12 protein-coding genes are annotated in these 16,934 nt (G+C 73.3%); 6 read left to right on the top strand and 6 right to left on the bottom strand.

From position 1 onward, the window contains the following. Positions 1-68: 68 nt before the first annotated feature. The 3 genes from HUT06_RS27645 to HUT06_RS27635 all read left to right on the top strand — a co-directional run bounded on the left by HUT06_RS27645 (position 69) and on the right by HUT06_RS27635 (position 3,001). Entirely contained in the window at positions 69-1,124 is a 1,056-nt protein-coding gene (locus HUT06_RS27645) for a hypothetical protein (RefSeq protein ID WP_176198384.1), read from the top strand. An 87-nt stretch (positions 1,125-1,211) separates the two neighbouring features. Then, positions 1,212-2,342, top strand: a complete 1,131-nt coding sequence (locus tag HUT06_RS27640; protein ID WP_176198383.1) for a sensor histidine kinase — start codon at positions 1,212-1,214, stop codon at positions 2,340-2,342. Then, on the top strand, positions 2,339-3,001 hold the full coding sequence (locus tag HUT06_RS27635; RefSeq protein WP_176198382.1) for a response regulator transcription factor: 663 nt from the start codon (positions 2,339-2,341) through the stop codon (positions 2,999-3,001). Before HUT06_RS27640 ends, HUT06_RS27635 begins: the two co-directional genes overlap by 4 nt. Before the next feature lie 4 nt (positions 3,002-3,005). Here HUT06_RS27635 and HUT06_RS27630 read toward each other — a convergent pair whose 3' ends face one another. Next, complete coding sequence (locus HUT06_RS27630; RefSeq protein ID WP_176198381.1) at positions 3,006-5,108, bottom strand: MMPL family transporter; 2,103 nt, start codon at positions 5,106-5,108, stop codon at positions 3,006-3,008. 311 nt (positions 5,109-5,419) lie between these two features. On the opposite strand from HUT06_RS27630, the gene HUT06_RS27625 reads away from it, so the two are divergent. Together HUT06_RS27625 and HUT06_RS27620 are read left to right on the top strand one after the other, a co-directional pair. Continuing rightward, a complete protein-coding gene (locus tag HUT06_RS27625) occupies positions 5,420-8,758 on the top strand; it encodes a WD40 repeat domain-containing protein (RefSeq protein WP_176198380.1) in 3,339 nt (1,112 codons plus the stop codon). 85 nt (positions 8,759-8,843) lie between these two features. Beyond that, on the top strand, positions 8,844-10,730 hold the full coding sequence (locus HUT06_RS27620) for a hypothetical protein (RefSeq protein ID WP_176198379.1): 1,887 nt from the start codon (positions 8,844-8,846) through the stop codon (positions 10,728-10,730). Positions 10,731-10,774: 44 nt separating this feature from the next. Here HUT06_RS27620 and HUT06_RS27615 read toward each other — a convergent pair whose 3' ends face one another. Genes HUT06_RS27615 through HUT06_RS27595 form a run of 5 tightly spaced genes read right to left on the bottom strand, consistent with a single transcriptional unit; the run spans position 10,775 to position 14,705 of the window. Continuing rightward, entirely contained in the window at positions 10,775-11,260 is a 486-nt protein-coding gene (locus tag HUT06_RS27615; RefSeq protein WP_176198378.1) for a nitroreductase family deazaflavin-dependent oxidoreductase, read from the bottom strand. After that, complete coding sequence (locus HUT06_RS27610; RefSeq protein WP_176198377.1) at positions 11,247-12,449, bottom strand: FAD-dependent monooxygenase; 1,203 nt, start codon at positions 12,447-12,449, stop codon at positions 11,247-11,249. The genes HUT06_RS27615 and HUT06_RS27610 overlap by 14 nt, the downstream gene beginning before the upstream one ends. Next, a complete protein-coding gene (locus HUT06_RS27605) occupies positions 12,446-13,039 on the bottom strand; it encodes a TetR/AcrR family transcriptional regulator (protein ID WP_176198376.1) in 594 nt (197 codons plus the stop codon). Before HUT06_RS27605 ends, HUT06_RS27610 begins: the two co-directional genes overlap by 4 nt. A 44-nt stretch (positions 13,040-13,083) precedes the next feature. Continuing rightward, positions 13,084-13,800 (bottom strand): DUF4352 domain-containing protein, encoded by a 717-nt coding sequence (locus HUT06_RS27600; RefSeq protein WP_176198375.1) that lies wholly within the window; start codon positions 13,798-13,800, stop codon positions 13,084-13,086. A 17-nt stretch (positions 13,801-13,817) separates the two neighbouring features. Next, positions 13,818-14,705 carry an RNase H family protein gene (locus tag HUT06_RS27595; protein WP_176198374.1) on the bottom strand — a complete coding sequence of 296 codons (888 nt, stop codon included), beginning with the start codon at positions 14,703-14,705 and terminating at the stop codon, positions 13,818-13,820. Between the two features lie 233 nt (positions 14,706-14,938). On the opposite strand from HUT06_RS27595, the gene HUT06_RS27590 reads away from it, so the two are divergent. Next, positions 14,939-16,933 carry an N-6 DNA methylase gene (locus tag HUT06_RS27590; RefSeq protein ID WP_217711487.1) on the top strand — a complete coding sequence of 665 codons (1,995 nt, stop codon included), beginning with the start codon at positions 14,939-14,941 and terminating at the stop codon, positions 16,931-16,933. Position 16,934: the final 1 nt, after the last annotated feature.

The raw sequence follows: 16,934 nt of genomic DNA, 5'->3' as shown, positions 1-16,934 counted from the left end.
ACTTGCCAGTATTTTCTGTCATGGTTGCTACAAGTGCCGCTGCCGCGCGGTTTGCGATCCTGCCCGGCATGAGACGCGCATGGATGATCGGAGCGGTGGCGGCCCTCGCCGCCGGGCTGGCGGCCGCGCCGGCCCGTGCGGACGAGCGCCCCTGGCGGACGGCGGACGCGCCGGGAGGGCTGTGGCCCGAGAGCGGCCTGAGCGAGGTGGCCGCGCTCGGCCCGCGGGACGTGTGGGCGGCCGGCTTCGAGGGGCTGGCCTGCGTCGACTGGTCGTGGCCCGGCGTGGGCGCGGGCTCGGTGTGCAGCTCCAACGCGGTCGTCCGCCACTGGAACGGCTCCGGATGGGAGAACCGCAACCCGCCCGGCGCGTGGAACCTGGAGACCGCGGACCTCGACGCGTCCTCGCCCGGGAACGTCTGGCTCTCCGGCGCCAGGATGGGCGAGGGGTACCTCGCCCGCTGGGACGGCTCCCGGTGGACGCGGATCGCGCTGCCCGAGGAGTGCAAGACCGCGACGTACCTGGATCTCGAAGCCGTGGGCGGCGGCGTCTGGGCGACCAACGGCTGCCTGGCCCGCTGGGAGAACGGCACCTGGACGACCTACGACGACAGCATCGGATTCCTCTACCGGACGTACGCGGTCAGCGACACGGAGCTGTGGGCCAGCGGCAGCATCCTCAACCCCTACCGGACGAGCATCGCCCGCTGGGACGGCGCCAAGTGGGAGGTGCCGGAGGACATCCCGGACGGTTACACCCAGCTGAGCGTGGCGGGCCCCGGCCACGTCTGGGTGGACGGTCCGGGCAAGAGCGAGCTGATGCACCGCACCGACGCGGGCTGGACCGCCGCCCCGAAGCCGCCGTCCGACTACCTCGGCTACCGCCTCGGCGACGACGGCTCCCTCTGGACCGGGACGGACCCACGCAAGCCCGGAGCCGTCTTCTACCGCTTCGACGGCGACCAGTGGCAGACGATCCCGATGCCCGCGCAGACCGGCACCGGGTCCCGCAACCGGGGCGGCTTCGACTACACCGCCGTCCCCGGGACGGGCACCGGCATGTTCGCGGCGGGCACGGCACCGGGCGGCGGCCCCCTCATCATGACGAACCAGCCGGCCTCCTGACCCGCGCGCGGGTACTGCGGGCGCGGTAGCCGGGCTCTCGTCCGCGCGCAGGAGTCGCGCGCGCCGAGACCCGGCTAGCGTGCGCGTATGAGCACAGCTTTGCCCGGTGCCTGGCGGCGGGCCAGAGGATGGGTGGCCGCGGCCGGCGTGGCGGCGGTGCTGCTGATCACCGCGCTGGCCGGGGAGCGCCCCGGCACGGGTCTCGACGCGCTGGGGTACGCGCTGGTGGTGGCGAGCGGCCTGGTGCTGGCCGCCGGGCGCCGCGCCCCGATCACCGTCCTGGCCGTCACCGGGCTGTGCGCCGTGGGGTACAAGGCGGTCGGCTTCGACGTGCCCGCCGTCGCGTACCTGGTCGCGGTCTACACCGCCGTGCGCTCCGGGCACCGGACCGTCACCCTCGCGGTCAGCGTCGGCCTGCTGCTCGCGCTGCCCGTCGCGGCCATGGCCTCCCCGGCGGACGGCCCGGTGAGCGAGGCGTTCGCGCAGGCGCGGGGCGTCCTGGAGCTGGCCTGGCTGATCGCCGCCGGCGCCGCGGGCGAGGCGCTGCGGCAGGCCGAGCTGCGGGCGGACGAGGCCGAGCGCACCCGCGAGGAGGCCGCCCGGCTGCGCGCCACCCAGGAGCGGCTGCACATCGCGCGGGAGCTGCACGACTCGCTCACCCACCAGATCTCCATCATCAAGGTGCAGGCCGGCGTCGCCGTCCACCTGGCCCGCAAGAACGGCGAGCGGGTGCCGGAGTCCCTCCTCGCGATCCAGGACGCGGGCCGCGAGGCGACCCGCGAGCTGCGCGCCACCCTGGAGACCCTGCGGGAGGACGCCGCGCCCCCGCCGCACGGCCTCGACCGCGTCCCGGACCTGGTGGAGCGGGCGCGCACGACGGGCCTGGAGGCGACGCTGACGATCGAGGGCCGGCGGCACGAGGTGCCCGCCGCGGTCGACCTGACCGCCTACCGGATCGTCCAGGAGTCGCTCACCAACACCGTCCGGCACGCCGCCGCCGCGACCGCGTCGATCCGGATCGACTACCGCCCGGGCGTCCTCGCCGTCCGCGTCGACGACGACGGCAGGGCCCGGCCGGGCACCGCCCCGGTGCCGGGCGTCGGGCTGCTCGGGATGCGCGAGCGCGTCACCGCCCTCGGCGGCCGGCTCCGCGCCGAGCCGCGCGACGAGGGCGGCTTCAGCGTCCAGGCCGAGTTCCCCGTGGGACGGCCCTCGTGATCCGCGTCGTGCTGTGCGACGACCAGCCGCTCCTGCGCCGGGGCTTCCGGGCGCTGCTCGACGCCGAGGACGACATCGAGGTGGTCGCCGAGGCGGCCGACGGCGCGCAGGGCCTGGAGCGGATCGCCGAGCACCTGCCCGACATCGCCCTCATCGACATCCAGATGCCGGTCATGGACGGCATAGAGACGACCCGCCGCATCGCCGCGGACCCGGCGCTGTCCGGCGTGCACGTCGTCATCCTCACCAACTACGGCCTGCACGAGTACGTCTTCAACGCGCTGCGCGCCGGCGCCGCCGGATTCCTCGTCAAGGACATCGAGCCGGAGGACCTCCTGCACGCGGTGCGGGTCGCCGCGCGCGGCGACGCCCTGCTCGCCCCGTCCATCACCCGGATGCTGATCAGCCGCTACGTCGCCCGGCCGCTCGACGCCGTCGGCGGCACCGGGCTCGAAGAGCTGACCAACCGCGAGCGGGAGGCCGTCGCGCTGGCCGCACAGGGCCTGTCCAACGACGAGATCGCCCGCGCCATGGTGATCAGCCCGCTGACCGCCAAGACCCACATCAACCGGGCCATGACGAAGCTGGGCGCCCGCGACCGCGCCCAGCTCGTCGTCCTCGCCTACGAGTCCGGCCTCGTGGCCCCCGGGGGCCGCTGAGGGATCAGACCCGCACCTGCTCCCCGGCCCGCTCGGGCGGCGCGGCCACCGCCGCCCGCCGTCCCGGCATCCACCAGTTCGCCTTGCCGCACAGCTCCATCACCGCGGGCACGAGCACCATCCGGACCACGGTGGCGTCGATGAGCACCGCGACCGCCATGCCGAGGCCGATCTGCTTGACCGAGACGTCCGGGCCGAGCAGCGAGGTCGTGAAGACGGCGATCATGATCGCCGCCGCGGCCGTGATGACCTTGGCGGTCCGGGCCAGCCCCCGCGTGACGGCCCGCCGGGTGTCGCCGCACCGCTGGTACTCCTCCCGGATCCGCGAGACCAGGAAGACCTCGTAGTCCATGGACAGCCCGAACAGCAGCGGGAACATCATCATCGGCACCCACGTCGTGACGGGCATCTCGGTGGGGAAGCCGATGAGCGAGCCGAGCCACCCCCACTGCACGACCGCGACCAGCACGCCGTAGGCGGCCCCGATCGACAGCAGGTTCAGCACGGCCGCCTGCAGCGCGATCGTGACCGACCGCACCAGCGCGACCAGCAGTACCAGCGACAGCGCGATGACGACCCCGATCATCAGCGGCAGCCGCGCGCCGACGTCCTCGGAGAAGTCGATCGTGCCCGCGTTCGGCCCGCCCACGTAGACCCCGGCGGGCAGCACCTCGTCCCGCAGCTCGTGCACCAGCTCCGCCGTCGCCTCGTCCTGGTACCCGGTCTCGGGGAAGGCGATGAACGTGGCGGCCTTCCCGTCCCGGCTGACCTCCGGCGGCGTGACGTAGGCGATGCCCTCCCGTCCGCCGACGGTCCCGGCGACGGCGCGCAGGTCCGTGTTCCCGGACGCGAACACCAGCGGCGCCCCGAACCCCGGCCCGAAGCCCTCCGTGAGGATCTCGTGCGCCGCGTAGCTGCTCCGGTCGTGGGGCTGGACGCTGGCGTCCGGCAGGCTCAACCGCATCGACAGCGCCGGAGCGGCCAGCACCAGCAGCCCGGCGACGCCCAGCACCACGGCGACGAGCGGCCTGCGCTGCACCGCGCCGGCCCACCGCTCGGCGAGCGGCCGCCGCTCCCGGACGCGGCGCACCGACCCGATCCGGCGCCCGGTGAAGCCGAGGAACGCCGGCACCAGCGTCACCGAGGCGGCCATCGTCACCAGCACGGTCACCGACGCGGCCACGGCCACGCCGGTCATCAGCCGCTGCCCCATGGCGGTCAGCCCCAGCAGCGCGATCACGACGGTCAGGCCGGCGAACAGCACCGCGTGCCCCGCCGTCGTGATGGCCTTGACCACGGCCCCCTCCGGCTCGTCGCCGTCCGCCAGTCCCTCCTTGTACCGGGTGACGATGAACAGCGCGTAGTCGATCCCGACCCCGAGCCCGACCAGCGCCGCGACGAGGACCGTGAAGTCCGGCGACGGCACCGCGTGCCCCACCAGCTTGATCAGGGCGATCCCGCCGGTGATCGCCATCAGCGCGGTCACGATCGGCAGCCCCATCGCCACCAGCGACCCGAACGCGATGAACAGGATCACCGCCGCCGCCAGCACCCCCACGCTCTCCGCGGGCCCCTGCGGCGGCGTCTCGGCCTTCTCCGCCATGTCCCCGGCCAGCCCGAGCACGACACCGCCGCCGGACGCCTCCTTGACCGCGTCCACCAGCGGCTTCACGTCGGACTTCGCCGGGTCGACGTCCGTCAGCGGAACGGTCGTCCGCGCGATCCGCCGGTCCTTCGTCACCAGGTTCGCGTCCTCGTACGGCGACACGACGGGCCCGGTGACGGGCGATGCGTCCAGCGTCGCGACGACCTTCTCCACCGTCCTGCGCGCCGCGGGGTCGTCGATCCCCTTCTCCGCCTTGACCGCCAGCGTGAGCGTGTCCCCCTGCCGTTCGGGGAAGTGCGCCTCGATCAGCGCCTGCGCCTTGGCCGACCCGGAGTCACCCCCGGAGAAGTCGTTGTCGGGGGCGGCGCCGTAGCCGAAGCCGGCGAAGGCCACGGCGATCACCCCGGCCACCCACATCAGCAGCACCAGCCGGCGGCGCCGGTAACAGAACCGGGCGAGCCTCGCCAGAGCCCCGCCCGCGGCGGAAGCCTCGGTCGGCATCATCATCTCCTCGAGTCATTGAACGTCCCGCCCAATGCTCGCGATCAGACCGCCCCCCGTCGTCGTCCCCGAGCAGGCAAAACCCGCCCCGCCCTACCGCCCCTGAAGTACTCCACCCGTGGTACTCCCCGATCCGCCGCCCCGAGCGGGCGGCCGGGGAATGCGTCACCTCCGCATCGGCCGCGCCCTCTCAAACTGCCCATTCCTGACATTTCCTCAAGCGAATCCGAAACGGATAACACCGCCGGTGATGGGCGCCGGTCATTTCAAAGCCATGCCCATCCCAAGATCAGAACAATAGGATCGGCGATATGTCTTTCTGGCGCCGACGGCGGACGCAATGGGGCCTCCTCACCTTTCTTCTCGTCGCTCCGCCCTGCGGGGCCGCGCTGCTGGTGGGCGGGAAGACCACCGAAGTGGTGACGCTGTTCATGGGGCTGGCGGGCCTGGTGGTCGCGGTCGCGACGTACCAGCAGGGGCAGCGGACGCCCGAGCTCTCCCCGGGCCAGATGGCCGACGACCTCGCGATGACGCTGCGGGAGCAGTGGCTGGAAGAGGCGGCCGAGCGCGGCCTGCGCGACGACCGGGTCCTGCCGCTGTCCTGGACCGCGGCCGACGCCGGGCTGGGGGACCCCGCCCTGTTCGGCCGGCGCGGCCGGCGGACGCGGCTGCGGCTGGACGGCCGGATGGAGGGCGGTTTCGGCGCGGCCGTGCGCGGCCTCGCGGCCGAGTACGGCGACGTCCGCACCGACCGGCGGCTGGTGGTGCTGGGCGCGCCCGGCAGCGGGAAGAGCGTCCTGGCCCTGCTGCTGGCCCTCGGGCTGCTGGAGACGCGGGGCCGCGACGGCGGCGACCGGGTGCCGGTGCTCCTGCCCGCCTCGACCTGGGATCCGGTGACCGAGTCGATGGACGACTGGATCGCCCGCCACCTGGGCGTGCTCTTCGGGGACCAGCGCAACGCGCGGCGGCTGCTGTCGCACGGGCTGATACTGCCGATCGTCGACGGACTGGACGAGGTCTCCGAGCAGGCGCGCCGCAAGGCCGTCGACCAGATCAACGCGGCGGTGCGGCACGACCGGCCGGTGGTGGTCACCTGCCGGCTGGCCGAGTTCACCGACGTCATCGCGGACGGTGCGGCACCGCTCCGCCGGGCGGCGGTGGTCGAGGTCGCGCCGGTGGCGACGGCGGACGTCGTCGACTACCTCGACCACGTCCGCTGGCCGTCCGGGACCGACTGGGCGCCGGTGTACGGGCATCTGCGGTCCGCGCCCGAGGACGACGTGGTCTCGGCGACCCTGTCCACCCCGCTGATGGTGTCGCTGGTCTGCCGCATCTACCGGCGCCGGGGCGGGGATCCGGCCGAGTTGCTGACCAGTGCCGACAGCCGGACCGGCCTGGAGGAGTTCCTGATCGGGCGGGCGCTCGAAGCGGCCTACCTGCCGCCGGCTCCGGACTCGGGCACGCCGCCCGCGGAGCCGAGCGGGCCCTGGGACGCCGCCACCGCCCGCCGTTACCTGACCTTCCTGGCCGAATACCTGCACACGTATCGCGAACGCGAGTTCGTGTGGTGGATGGTCAGCAGGCGGCTGGTCTCGGTCTGGGCCGGCTTCATCGTCGCGTGGACGGTCGGCACCGTGATGATGATGGTGATGGGGGTGTTGTCGCCGGCGTTCGAGGACGACTCGGGCGGCAGCGGGGACTTCCTCGCGATGAGCGCGGTCTTCTCCGGTGTCTGCGCCGTGCTGGCGATGATCGTCTGGTACGCCGGAGGGACCCGGATGCCGGGGCGCCTCCCGCGGTCGTGGCGAGGCTCGGGGGAGCGCCTGCGGAAGGGCTTCGCCACCGGCGTCACACTGACCCTGCTGCCCAGCCTTCCGGTGCTGATCGGTCTCGCCCTCGTCAACACCTTCCGCAGTAACTGGACCGCGCATACGTTCGATGACTACGTGACGGCCGTGATGGCGATGTTCGGCCTCGGGGCGGTCATCGCCTGCGCGATCGCGGTGCAGCACTGGCTCGACTCCCCGTCGAGCCGTTCGGAGCGGTCGGGCCCGGTCGAAGTGCTCCGCCGGGACCGCTGGTCGGCGCTGGTCGGCGCCGCCGTCTCGGGCGCGGTCGTCGCCTCGCTCTCGATGGCGGGGCTCACCGCCGGAGCCGTTCTGGCCTGGTACACCATGAGCGCGCTGTCCGGCTGGTCCGGCGAGCCCGCGCCCCGGGTGCTGCTGTCGGCGACCGCCGACGGATTCGAGTCCGGGCTCACGACGGGTCAGACCGTCATCTTCTTCGGCCTGCTGCCCGGCGTGGTCTTCGCGATCCTGGTCCTGCTCAACCGGGCCTGGCCGAGGCTGGCACTGGCGCGGCTGTGGCTGGCCGCGCAGGGCCGGTTCCCGCTGCGGATGCTGGAGTTCCTGGAGGACGCCGTGCGGCGGGGTGTGGTCCGCCAGGCCGGCCCCGCCTACCAGTTCCAGCACGCGCGTCTGCAGGAGTGGCTGCTCAACAACAGCCAGGGGGTGGCTCCGCGCGCCAGGGCGATGCCGCGGCGCCGGTGGTCGGCGCTCACGGTGGCCGGGCTGGCGGTGGTGGCGCTGATCTCGGCCCCGACGGCCGATGACACCTCGATGTCCACCGTCCCCACCGGGCCGTACGAGCTTGCGGCGATCAGCCGGAACGGTGACTTCATCGCCTTTCTGAGAGGCGACGAAACGATAATCGTGTGGGACGTCGCGCGCCGGAAAGAGCGCTATCGGGTGAGCATGAAGGACATGGGCGACGTCTGGGCGACCAAGCTGGCGGTATCGCCCGACGGGAATATGGTCGCGGTCGACGACGGCGGGGGCGAAGCGTATCTGATCCTGGACGGGCACGGAAAGAAGAAGACGGTTTCGGCGGGCAGCGGGCCGCTGGTCTTCGGTCCCCGCGGCGACCGGGTCATTTCGGCGTCGACCCTGTGGAAGATAGGGGAGCGGGGTACCGAGGGCGGAGTGTCCGTCGGCGAGGGCGTGGTCTCCTTCAGCGAGGACGGCACCAGGCTCGCGACAGAGTCCAACGTGCTGGACGTGAGGACCGGAAGGGGCATTCTGACCGAGGAGTCCGTCGCCGCGATGGGCGAGGCCTTGGCGGCCGGAACGGCGAACGTGCGACGGCTGCTGGCGCTGTCCTCCGATGGCCGCGGGCTCGTCGGCGGGTACTGCATGGCCGACGTCAGGGGCGACATCGTCATCAAGATCCGGCGATGGGACATCGGCAAGGCCGCACACGGGAAGTTCGAACTCGTCCCCCGGGGAGGAGAAATGGATTTCCCGGCGGGCTCCGTACCGCCGGAGGGCGGCGGATGCCCGGTCGAAGTGGCCTTTCGCGACTCCATCATGGCCTACACGAGTGCTTCCCGTACCGATGAGACGAACACCATCAACGTGCGGGACCTGGACGACCCGGTCGACATTCCTCCGTTCACCGGCCACAACGGCGACATCGAGGCGCTGGCCATCAGAGAGGGAGGCTCCGCCGCGGCGGCCGGTCCGGGCTCCGGAGGCGGGCGAACGCTCGTCTCGGTGGGCAGGGACGGGACGATTCGCCTCTGGAAGATCCCGCGAACCGCCCGCGGCCCGGCCTCCCCGCGCCCCGCCGAAGGACGTGCCCTGCGGCATTGACCGCCCTGTGCCGCGGTGATCGGATGGGGGTCTCCCGTCCCATGCCTCTCGGCGCCGACCGCCGGGGGCGGTTACGGAGCGCGCGATGGGCTGGTGGCGGAGGCTGCGGCTGTCCGGCACGGCACGGGCGGCCGGGAACGGGGATTCCGCCGCGATAGACGAGTTGTGGTGGACCTGGTTCTTCCACCCGGACCCCTGGCTGCTCCGCCTCCTGACGAAGCTCGGCGTGCCGCCCACCGAGAAGCAGTGGCACGGCTTCGCCCACGGAATGGGCCGGGTGGTGCTGGGCCAGGCCGATGACACCGAACCGGACATCCGGGCGGCGCTGCTCGAAGCACTGGGGTTCTACAACGATTCTTCCCTGAAAAGACTCGGCGACCATCCGATGAAGATGATCGCCCGCGACCGCGTCCTGGCCGGCGGTGACCGCGAGCTGATGTGCGATGCGGCCATGCGGGACGCCGCGGTGGCGCGGCACTGCCTGGACCGCGGCCTGGAACCCGCCGACCCGGCGCGCCGGGCGGCCTTCCGCCTCCTGGCCGGGGAACACGCCCGCTTCGCCGAGCTGGACCCCGACGGCACCCGCCTGGCCGCCGCCCACGCGCACCTCGACGACCGCCTGCGCGTCCGCGTGAACGAGGCCCTGCTCGACTCGGGCCGCCTGGCGTTCCTCGCCCCCGAGCGGGTGCCCCGCTCCCAGGCGGCGAAGCTCGTGGACGCCCTCGCCGCGCGAGGGGAGTGGTCGCACCTGTGCCGGATGCTGGACGCCCTCCCGCTGGCCGCCGCGGTGAAGGCGGCCGCCGCCGTGCCGGAACCGGCCGGACGAGGCGGCGGCCCGCTCTTCGACCTGCTGGCCGGTCAGGACCCCGCCGTCCTCGACGGGCTGGTCCGCCTCACCGGCGGCACGTTGCGGAGCCCGGGGTACGACGAGCAGAGCACCTGGTTCACGGGGCTCGGAGCCATCAGCCCGGACGGCCGCCGGCTCGTCGCCTGGTGCGAGGACCTCTACCGGACGCGCGGGGGCCCTTCCGAGCTGGTGAGCTACGCACTGCTCAAGGGCGAGGTCAGCGACCATCGCAGCGGGACGACGCCGCCCGGGTACGTCATTGGCGGCGGCGGGACCCTCCTGGACACCGGTGAGGCCATCTGCTACAAGGAGCCGGCGCGGGGAGGGCTGTACCGGCTCGACGACCGCGGGTGGAACGAACTGCACCGGTCGTCCGGGCCGATCATGGGCCATGGCGCGGGTTTCGTCACCGTGGACTCGGCTCGGCTGCGCCTGCACGACGCGCACGGCGACGTCGTCGCGCACCACTCCCTGCCCTTCGGGGCGGACTGGACACCCCTCGCCGGGGATCCGATCAGCGGCCGGATGGCCTGGTACGGCGAGTCCGGACGCGGCGGCCACCTGATGGTCACGGATCCCGACGGCGCTCCGGTCGCCCGCTCGGACGAGCTCCCCTCGCACGTCGTCCTGGCCGTCTTCCGCGACGCCGACCAGGTGATCGGCGTCGGCGAGGACGGCCTGCGCGTCTGGCACGTGGAGGGCCGGCTGCTGCGGCGGGCCTTCCACCACCCCATGGCCTACCCGGGCGCGCTCATCATGCTCCGCCCGCGTGACGAGGTCGTCATCGGCCGCCGGCTCGTCGACGCGGGCGCTCTCGTCTCGGACCTCGCGCGCCCGGCGCAAGCCGGCAGGTCCTTCGGGCGGGTCCTCGGCTGGCACTCCGACTGCGGCCTGGTCGCGGTGGCCGGCGACCCCGGGGACGACGACGAGCTCAACCTGGTCTCCGGCCACTCGGACGCGATCATGGAAACCGCGACACGCCGCCTGACGGCCATGACCCGGGACGATCTGGCCACCGTCCGGCACGAGCTGACCTCCACCCCGCCCTATGCCTCGACCAGGCCGTTCCTCGACCTCCTGCACGCCGCGATCTCCCTGCGCCTGGACGGCGCCGGACAGACCTGACGGCCCGACCGCGCCGCGTGCGGGGGAGGGGCCGGCGGAGCCGTTCAGGCCGCAGCGGCCGGGCGCTTCGTGAACCGCACGAAGGGGATGTGCCGTCCGACCTCGCGGTAGTCCTCGGTGCTGCCGTCGACGGCGAAGCCCATGAGCTTGCACAGCCGCCGTGCGGCGGACGGGTGGCGGACGGCGTACCGGGCCATGATCTCGGCGCCCTCGTCGGTCGCGATCGGGGCGGCCGTCGCCTGGGTCCTCGTCCCGGCGACCTGGATGGTGACCTCGGGGGTGGCCATGACGTTGCGGTACCAGTCCGCCCGGGGGCCGAATCCGGAGGCCGCCACATAGCCGTCCTCCTCCTTCTGGACGACCTCGATGACGACCTGCCGCGGCAGGCCGGAGACGCGGCCGGTGTGCGTGAGCAGCATGATGCGGCGGCCCAGCAGCGGCCCCAGCCCCATCCGGTACAACCTGATCGGCAACCGCCACAGCCGGCGGCGCAGGCCGGTCGGTGGAGCGGGCCTCTCAACGATCTCCATGAATCACTCCTTGGCGGGGTTCGGGGTTCTGCGGGGGCAGGAAGCTGCTCGCGCCGAACTGGCGGCGCAGCAACGGCGCGAAGGCCTCGCGCATGATCAGGCGCTGTATGAGGCTCTGCGCGACCAGGCCGGGCCTGGTGCCGGGCACCAGGGTCCGGATGAACATCTGCGCGTTGCGCTGGCGGTGGGCCACCTCCGCGCGCACCCGCTCCTGGTAGCGGGTGAACGCGCCGACGTGGTCGCCGTGGCGCGCCAGCTCCTCGGCGAGGACGTAGGCGCCCGCCATCGCCATGGACACGCCCTGCGCCGAGACCATGGTCATGCAGCCGCACGCGTCGCCGACCAGCGCCACCCGGCCGCGATGCCAGGCGGGCATCACGATCTGGGTCATCGTGTCCATGAAGATCGGCTCGTCGGCGGGCGCCTCGGCCAGGAGCGAGGGCGTGAGCCAGCCCATGCCGCCGAACGTCGAGCGGAGCAGGCCGGGGCGTTCGGCGCGCGGCACGTTGCCGGTGTGCGACGACCTGAACAGGAACAGGGCGATCAACTCGCCCGTGCGGCCGGTGGGGTAGACCACCACCTGCCGGCCGGGCTCGGTGTAGTGGACCCTCGCCCGCCCCCAGTCGTACCGGTCGGCGACCGGGAAGCACGCCAGTCGGCAGCCGAGGTACCGGGCGAACTCCGGCTCCGGCCCGAAGGCCAGCTCCCGCGTCCGGGAGTGGATCCCGTCCGCGCCCACCAGCAGGTCGAAGCGCTCGGTGGTGCCGCCCGCGAACTCCGCCTCGACCGCCGAGCCGGTGTCGCGCACGGCGGTGACGGTCTCCCCGAAGCGGATCTCCACGTCGCCTTCGACGGCGTCCAGCAGCGCGCCTTCGAGGGTGGTGTGCATCAGCGCGAGATGCGGCCCCTGGATGACCTTGTCCAGGAGCGGTGCCGTCAGCCGGGCACCGGGGCGGCCGGCGGCGTCGACGAAGTCGACGGAGTCGACCGGCAGCCGGTGCGGCGCCAGCCGGTCGACGATGCCCATGCGGGCCGCGACGTCGTACCCGGTGCCGAAGAAGTCGATGCCGTACCCGCCCAGGCGGCCGTGCGCGGCACGTTCCACGACCACCGGCTCGATCCCGTGGCGCCGCAGCCAGAACGCCAGCGTGAGCCCGGCGACTCCGCCTCCGTTGATGAGGACCCTCATGCCTCCCCCTCCAGCAGTTCCTCCACCGCGGTCAGGGCGTCGCCGACCGGGAGCTCGCCGTCGATCATGTAGTGCAGCATCAGCCCGTCGATCGACGCGGCGATCAGCGCGGCCACCCCGGCCGGCCGGGATCGCGGCCACCCGGGATGCAACTCCCGGAGGCGGCCCGCGATCTGCGCGCGGGCTCGGCGGAGCTCGTCGCGCAGCACCGCGCCCAGGGCGGGATCGCGCATCGCGCCCACGATCAATTCGGCGGCCAGCCTGGTCGACTGCTCGTCGGCCGGGGTCCGGGCCAGCATGCTCCGCATGGTCTCCAGCGCCGCCCGCTCGTCCGGCGCCGACAGGAGTTCGGCGAGCATGGGCCCGAGGACGAGGTCCGTGGCCTGCCGGAAGACCTCCGCGTGCAACCCCGCCAGCCCGCCGAAGTGGTAGTGGATCAGGCCGGGGTTGGTGCCCGCCTGCTCGGCCACGGCGCGCGTGGAGACTCCGGGCCACCCCTCCCGGCCCAGCAGGGCGATCCCCGCCCGCACCAGCTGCTGCCGGCGGCGGTCCCCGCGCGGCGAAGTTGGTCGATCGGCCAAGTTGGTCATATGAGCAAGTTAGCACACGGGCGCATGCCGCGCTCCGGGCCCGGTCAGCGGTCGCCGAGGGGGACGGTGACGCCGCCGGACCACATCGAGTCGTGCAGTTCGATGGCCTTGAGCCTGGTGCCGCGCGGGACGTCGAAGATGAGCCGGCCCTTGACGGAGTTGCCCGGGTTGATCTGCTGGAGGAAGGACTTGTTGTCCTTGTCGGTCCACAGCGACGCCTCGGGGTCGGCCTCGAACTCGCGGCCCTTGGTGTCGACGAGCGTCTGGTTGTGGTGGGTGAACGTCCGCGACCTGTCGCCGATGTTCTTGACGGTCACGGAGACGATGACGAACTGGCCCTGGGCGGTGTCGCCGAACCACTGGTCGCCGACCTTCCGTACGCCCTTCTTCACCTTGGTGACCGTGAAGCCGAACTTCCCGTCCCGGTACTGGCGGCCGATCCCGTTCGTCACCTTCTTCTCCCGGGTCGGCTTCTTCGCCGCCTGCTGCTTCTTCTCCGGCTTCTCGTCGGCCGTCGCCGTTCCTCCGGCGGCCTCCGGCCGCGTCCCCGCCGGGGTGGACGGCTCGGACGAACTGGCCACCACCGCCACGCAGGACACCATCATGAACAGCCCCGCCGCGGTGCCGATGACCGCGATGAGGCATCCGTTGCCGCGCTTGCGCGGCGGCGGGACGGCGAAGGGCGGCATGGCCGGCGGGACCGGCGGGACCGGCGGAACGGGCGGGGCCGGGCGCCGGCCGTGGGGCTGGTTGGGGTTCACGTCGTTCTCCAGGAGGTTCAGGCGGCGAGCCCGGTGTCGGCGGTGTCGGCGGTGTCGGCGGTGTCGTGCCAGGCGCGCAGGAAGGCGTCGACGAGGCCCTCGGCGCGGGCGGTGAAGTCGAAGGGGTCGGTGGCGTTGCGGCGGGCGATGGAGGCGAGCGAGTCGGCGGTCTCGTTCAGCGGATGGCCGGAGTGGCCCTTGACGTGCGCGAACCGCAGGTTCGGGCGGCCGGCGACGCGGGCGGCCAGCCGGACGAGGGACGGCGGTCCGCAGCGGCGCGGCCGCAGGTCGTAGCCGTCCGGCAGCAGGCCGGTGTCGCCGCGCCGCCACGCCCGCAGGAAGCGGAGCGCGGTCAGGCTGTCGACGAGCAGCGTCAGCTCCGGGCCGTCCCCGACGCGGTCGAGCAGGAGCCCGACGGCGCGCAGCTCGCTGACCAGTACCCGGCTGGGGCCGGTCGGGTCCTGCGGGCCGAACGTCCAGCCGCGCATGCCCCACCGGCCGTCGTCGGCGACGTAGCCGAGCCCGCAGGTGCCGCGCTTCCAGCTCGCGTCGGTCGCGGCGACGAGCGGGCGGCCGGCGGCGCCGGACCAGCCGGGCACCCGGCCCTGCGCCGGGCGCCGCACGGTGCGCGCCGGGCGCGGCGGCGGGTACGGGCAGTTCGGGTGGTGCCCGCCCGTCTCGGCGTAGTGCTCCGCCTCGCCGGCGAGCATCGCCGCGATCTGCTCGTCGCCGTGCCGGACGGCGGCGAAGCACAGCCACAGCAGCCGGCGGGCGACCCCGCAGCAGGCGCACATCGGGGCCCGTGTCGCGCAGGCGCGTAACCGCTGGGTACGGCCGGCGAGGCTCGCCGGCATCCGCTCCTGCGCCTCGTCGAACTCGTGCAGCGGCATCGTCGGGACGGGCACGGGTCATCAGCTCCGCTCTCTGACCAGGGGGAAGGGGGAAACCCTCCGGCGTCTCCACCGGATCGGCTGTACACAGCAAACCATACGAAGCTCTGTGAATACAATCAACCTGCAAAGTGAAACGCGCATGTGTGAGATCGGATAATGTCGGCGCCGTCGACGTGAATCAGATCAACCGGCGTGGTAGGCACTAGGGTGATGCCGATCCTGAACGTCGGCTGAAGGGAGCGCTGGTGCCGAACGACGCGACGGTGACCGCGGCGGACATCGCCCGCCTGGCCGCGGTGGGGCGCGCGGCCGTGAGCAACTGGCGCCGCCGGCATGACGACTTCCCCCAGCCCGTCGGCGGGACGGCGGTCAGCCCGACGTTCTCCCTGACCGAGGTGGAGGACTGGCTGCGCGGCCAGGGCAAACTCTCCGACTCGCCCGTCCGCGAACGCGTCTGGCAGACGCTCCGCGCGGCCGCCTCCGAGGGCATGGACCTCGCCGACGTCCTCACCTTCGCCGGCGCGTTCCTGCTCCAGCTGCGCGCGCGCCCCGGCCGCTGGGCGGAGCTGTCGGACGCCCCGGACGAGGAGATCGCGCGCGTCCTGCCCGACGAGATCGCGCACGCGCTGCCCGGCGCCGTCCGCGCGCCCGCCGGCGTCGCGCCGGCGTCGCCCGTCCCGCTCGTCCGCGCCCTCGCCCCGCTCGTCGACGAGCTCGGCGTCGCGGAGACCTTCGAGTTCCTGCGCACCCGCTACCTGGAGCACCACAGCCGCCGCGTGTACGTGACGCCGGAACCGGTCGTCCGGCTGATGCTCGAACTCGGCGGGCCCGCGCGCACCGTCCTCGACCCCTCCTGCGGGACGGGCGCCTACCTGAAGGCCGCCCACGCGCTGTTCAAGGACGTCGAGCGGCTCCTCGGCCAGGAGATCGACGACACGACCGCGCGCATGTCCGCGATCCAGCTCGCGCTGCGCGGCGCGCCCGCCGAGGTCTGCCCCGGCGACTCGCTCCTCGCCGACGCCTTCCCCGGGCGGACGGTCGACCTCGTCGTCTCCAACCCGCCCTTCAACGACCGCGGCTGGGGCTACGAGCAGCTCACGGGCGACCCGCGCTGGGAGTACGGCCTGCCGCCGCGCATGGAGTCAGAACTCGCGTGGCTCCAGCACGGCCTCGCCCATGTCGAGCCGGGCGGGCACGTCGTCATGCTCCTGCCGCCGGCTGTGGCGGTACGCCGATCGGGGCGCCGCGTCCGCTCCGAACTGCTCCGCCGCGGGACGCTCAGGGCCGTCATCGGCCTGCCCCCGGGCGCGGTGCCGAACATGGCCGTCGCGCTGGCCGTGTGGGTTCTCCGCCGTCCGGCCCCTGGCGACACACCCGCCGACGACGTCCTGATGGTCGACACATCATCGGACCCGGACAACTTCCGGCGAACCGCCCTGGACGCCTGGCGCCGCTACGCGAAGGGCAAGGCCCCCGGGACGGACTCCAGCGTCGTGGTGCGCATCATCGACCTGCTGGACGACGAGGTCGATCTCACCCCAGCCCGCTACCTCCCGCAGCGCAGCGCGCCCGCAGCCGAAGGCTCGTTCGTCGCCGCCCGCGAACGCCTGGAGGAGCAGGCCGCCGAACTACCGCGCGTGGTCGCCGAACTGTCGTCCCTAACGCAGGCTCGCGCGCGCGCCGACGTCCCCATGACCACCATCGGTGAGCTGGCCAAAGCGGGCGTGGCGGAGATACTCCGTCCCCCCGCCAAGGTGCGGATGGGCGAAGGAGACGTGCCCGTCCTGACCCTGGACGACATCGCCCTGGGGCGCCAGCCCTCGGGGACGGCCGCCCCCGACCCCGACCACGCCGAGGTGGCCCCCGGCGACGTCGTCGTCTCGCTGTCGGCACGCCATCCCGTGGCCCGCGTCATCACCGAGGAGGGCCCGGTACTCGGCCCCGGGCTCGCCCTCGTGCGCGCCGACCCGTCCCGCACCGACCCCGACTTCGTCGCCGGCTGGCTGCTGCTCGGCGCGCAGGGCGCCCGGCTGCGCAGCTCGACCTCCTCCGCCCGCTTCGACGTCCGCCGCGCCCGCCTGCCCCGCCTCACCCTGGACGAGCAGGCCGAACTCGGGCGGGCGTTCCGCAGGCTCACCGACCTGGAGGCCGCCCTCCGCGACACCCACCGCCTCGGCGCCGACGTGCTGCGCCTCGGCCTCGAAGGCCTCGGCGCCGGCGCCCTCCGCCCGTCCGGCTGAC

The organism is Actinomadura sp. NAK00032 (assembly GCF_013364275.1).
Lineage (GTDB): Bacteria > Actinomycetota > Actinomycetes > Streptosporangiales > Streptosporangiaceae > Spirillospora.
This window is presented reverse-complemented; position numbering and strand designations above follow the sequence as displayed.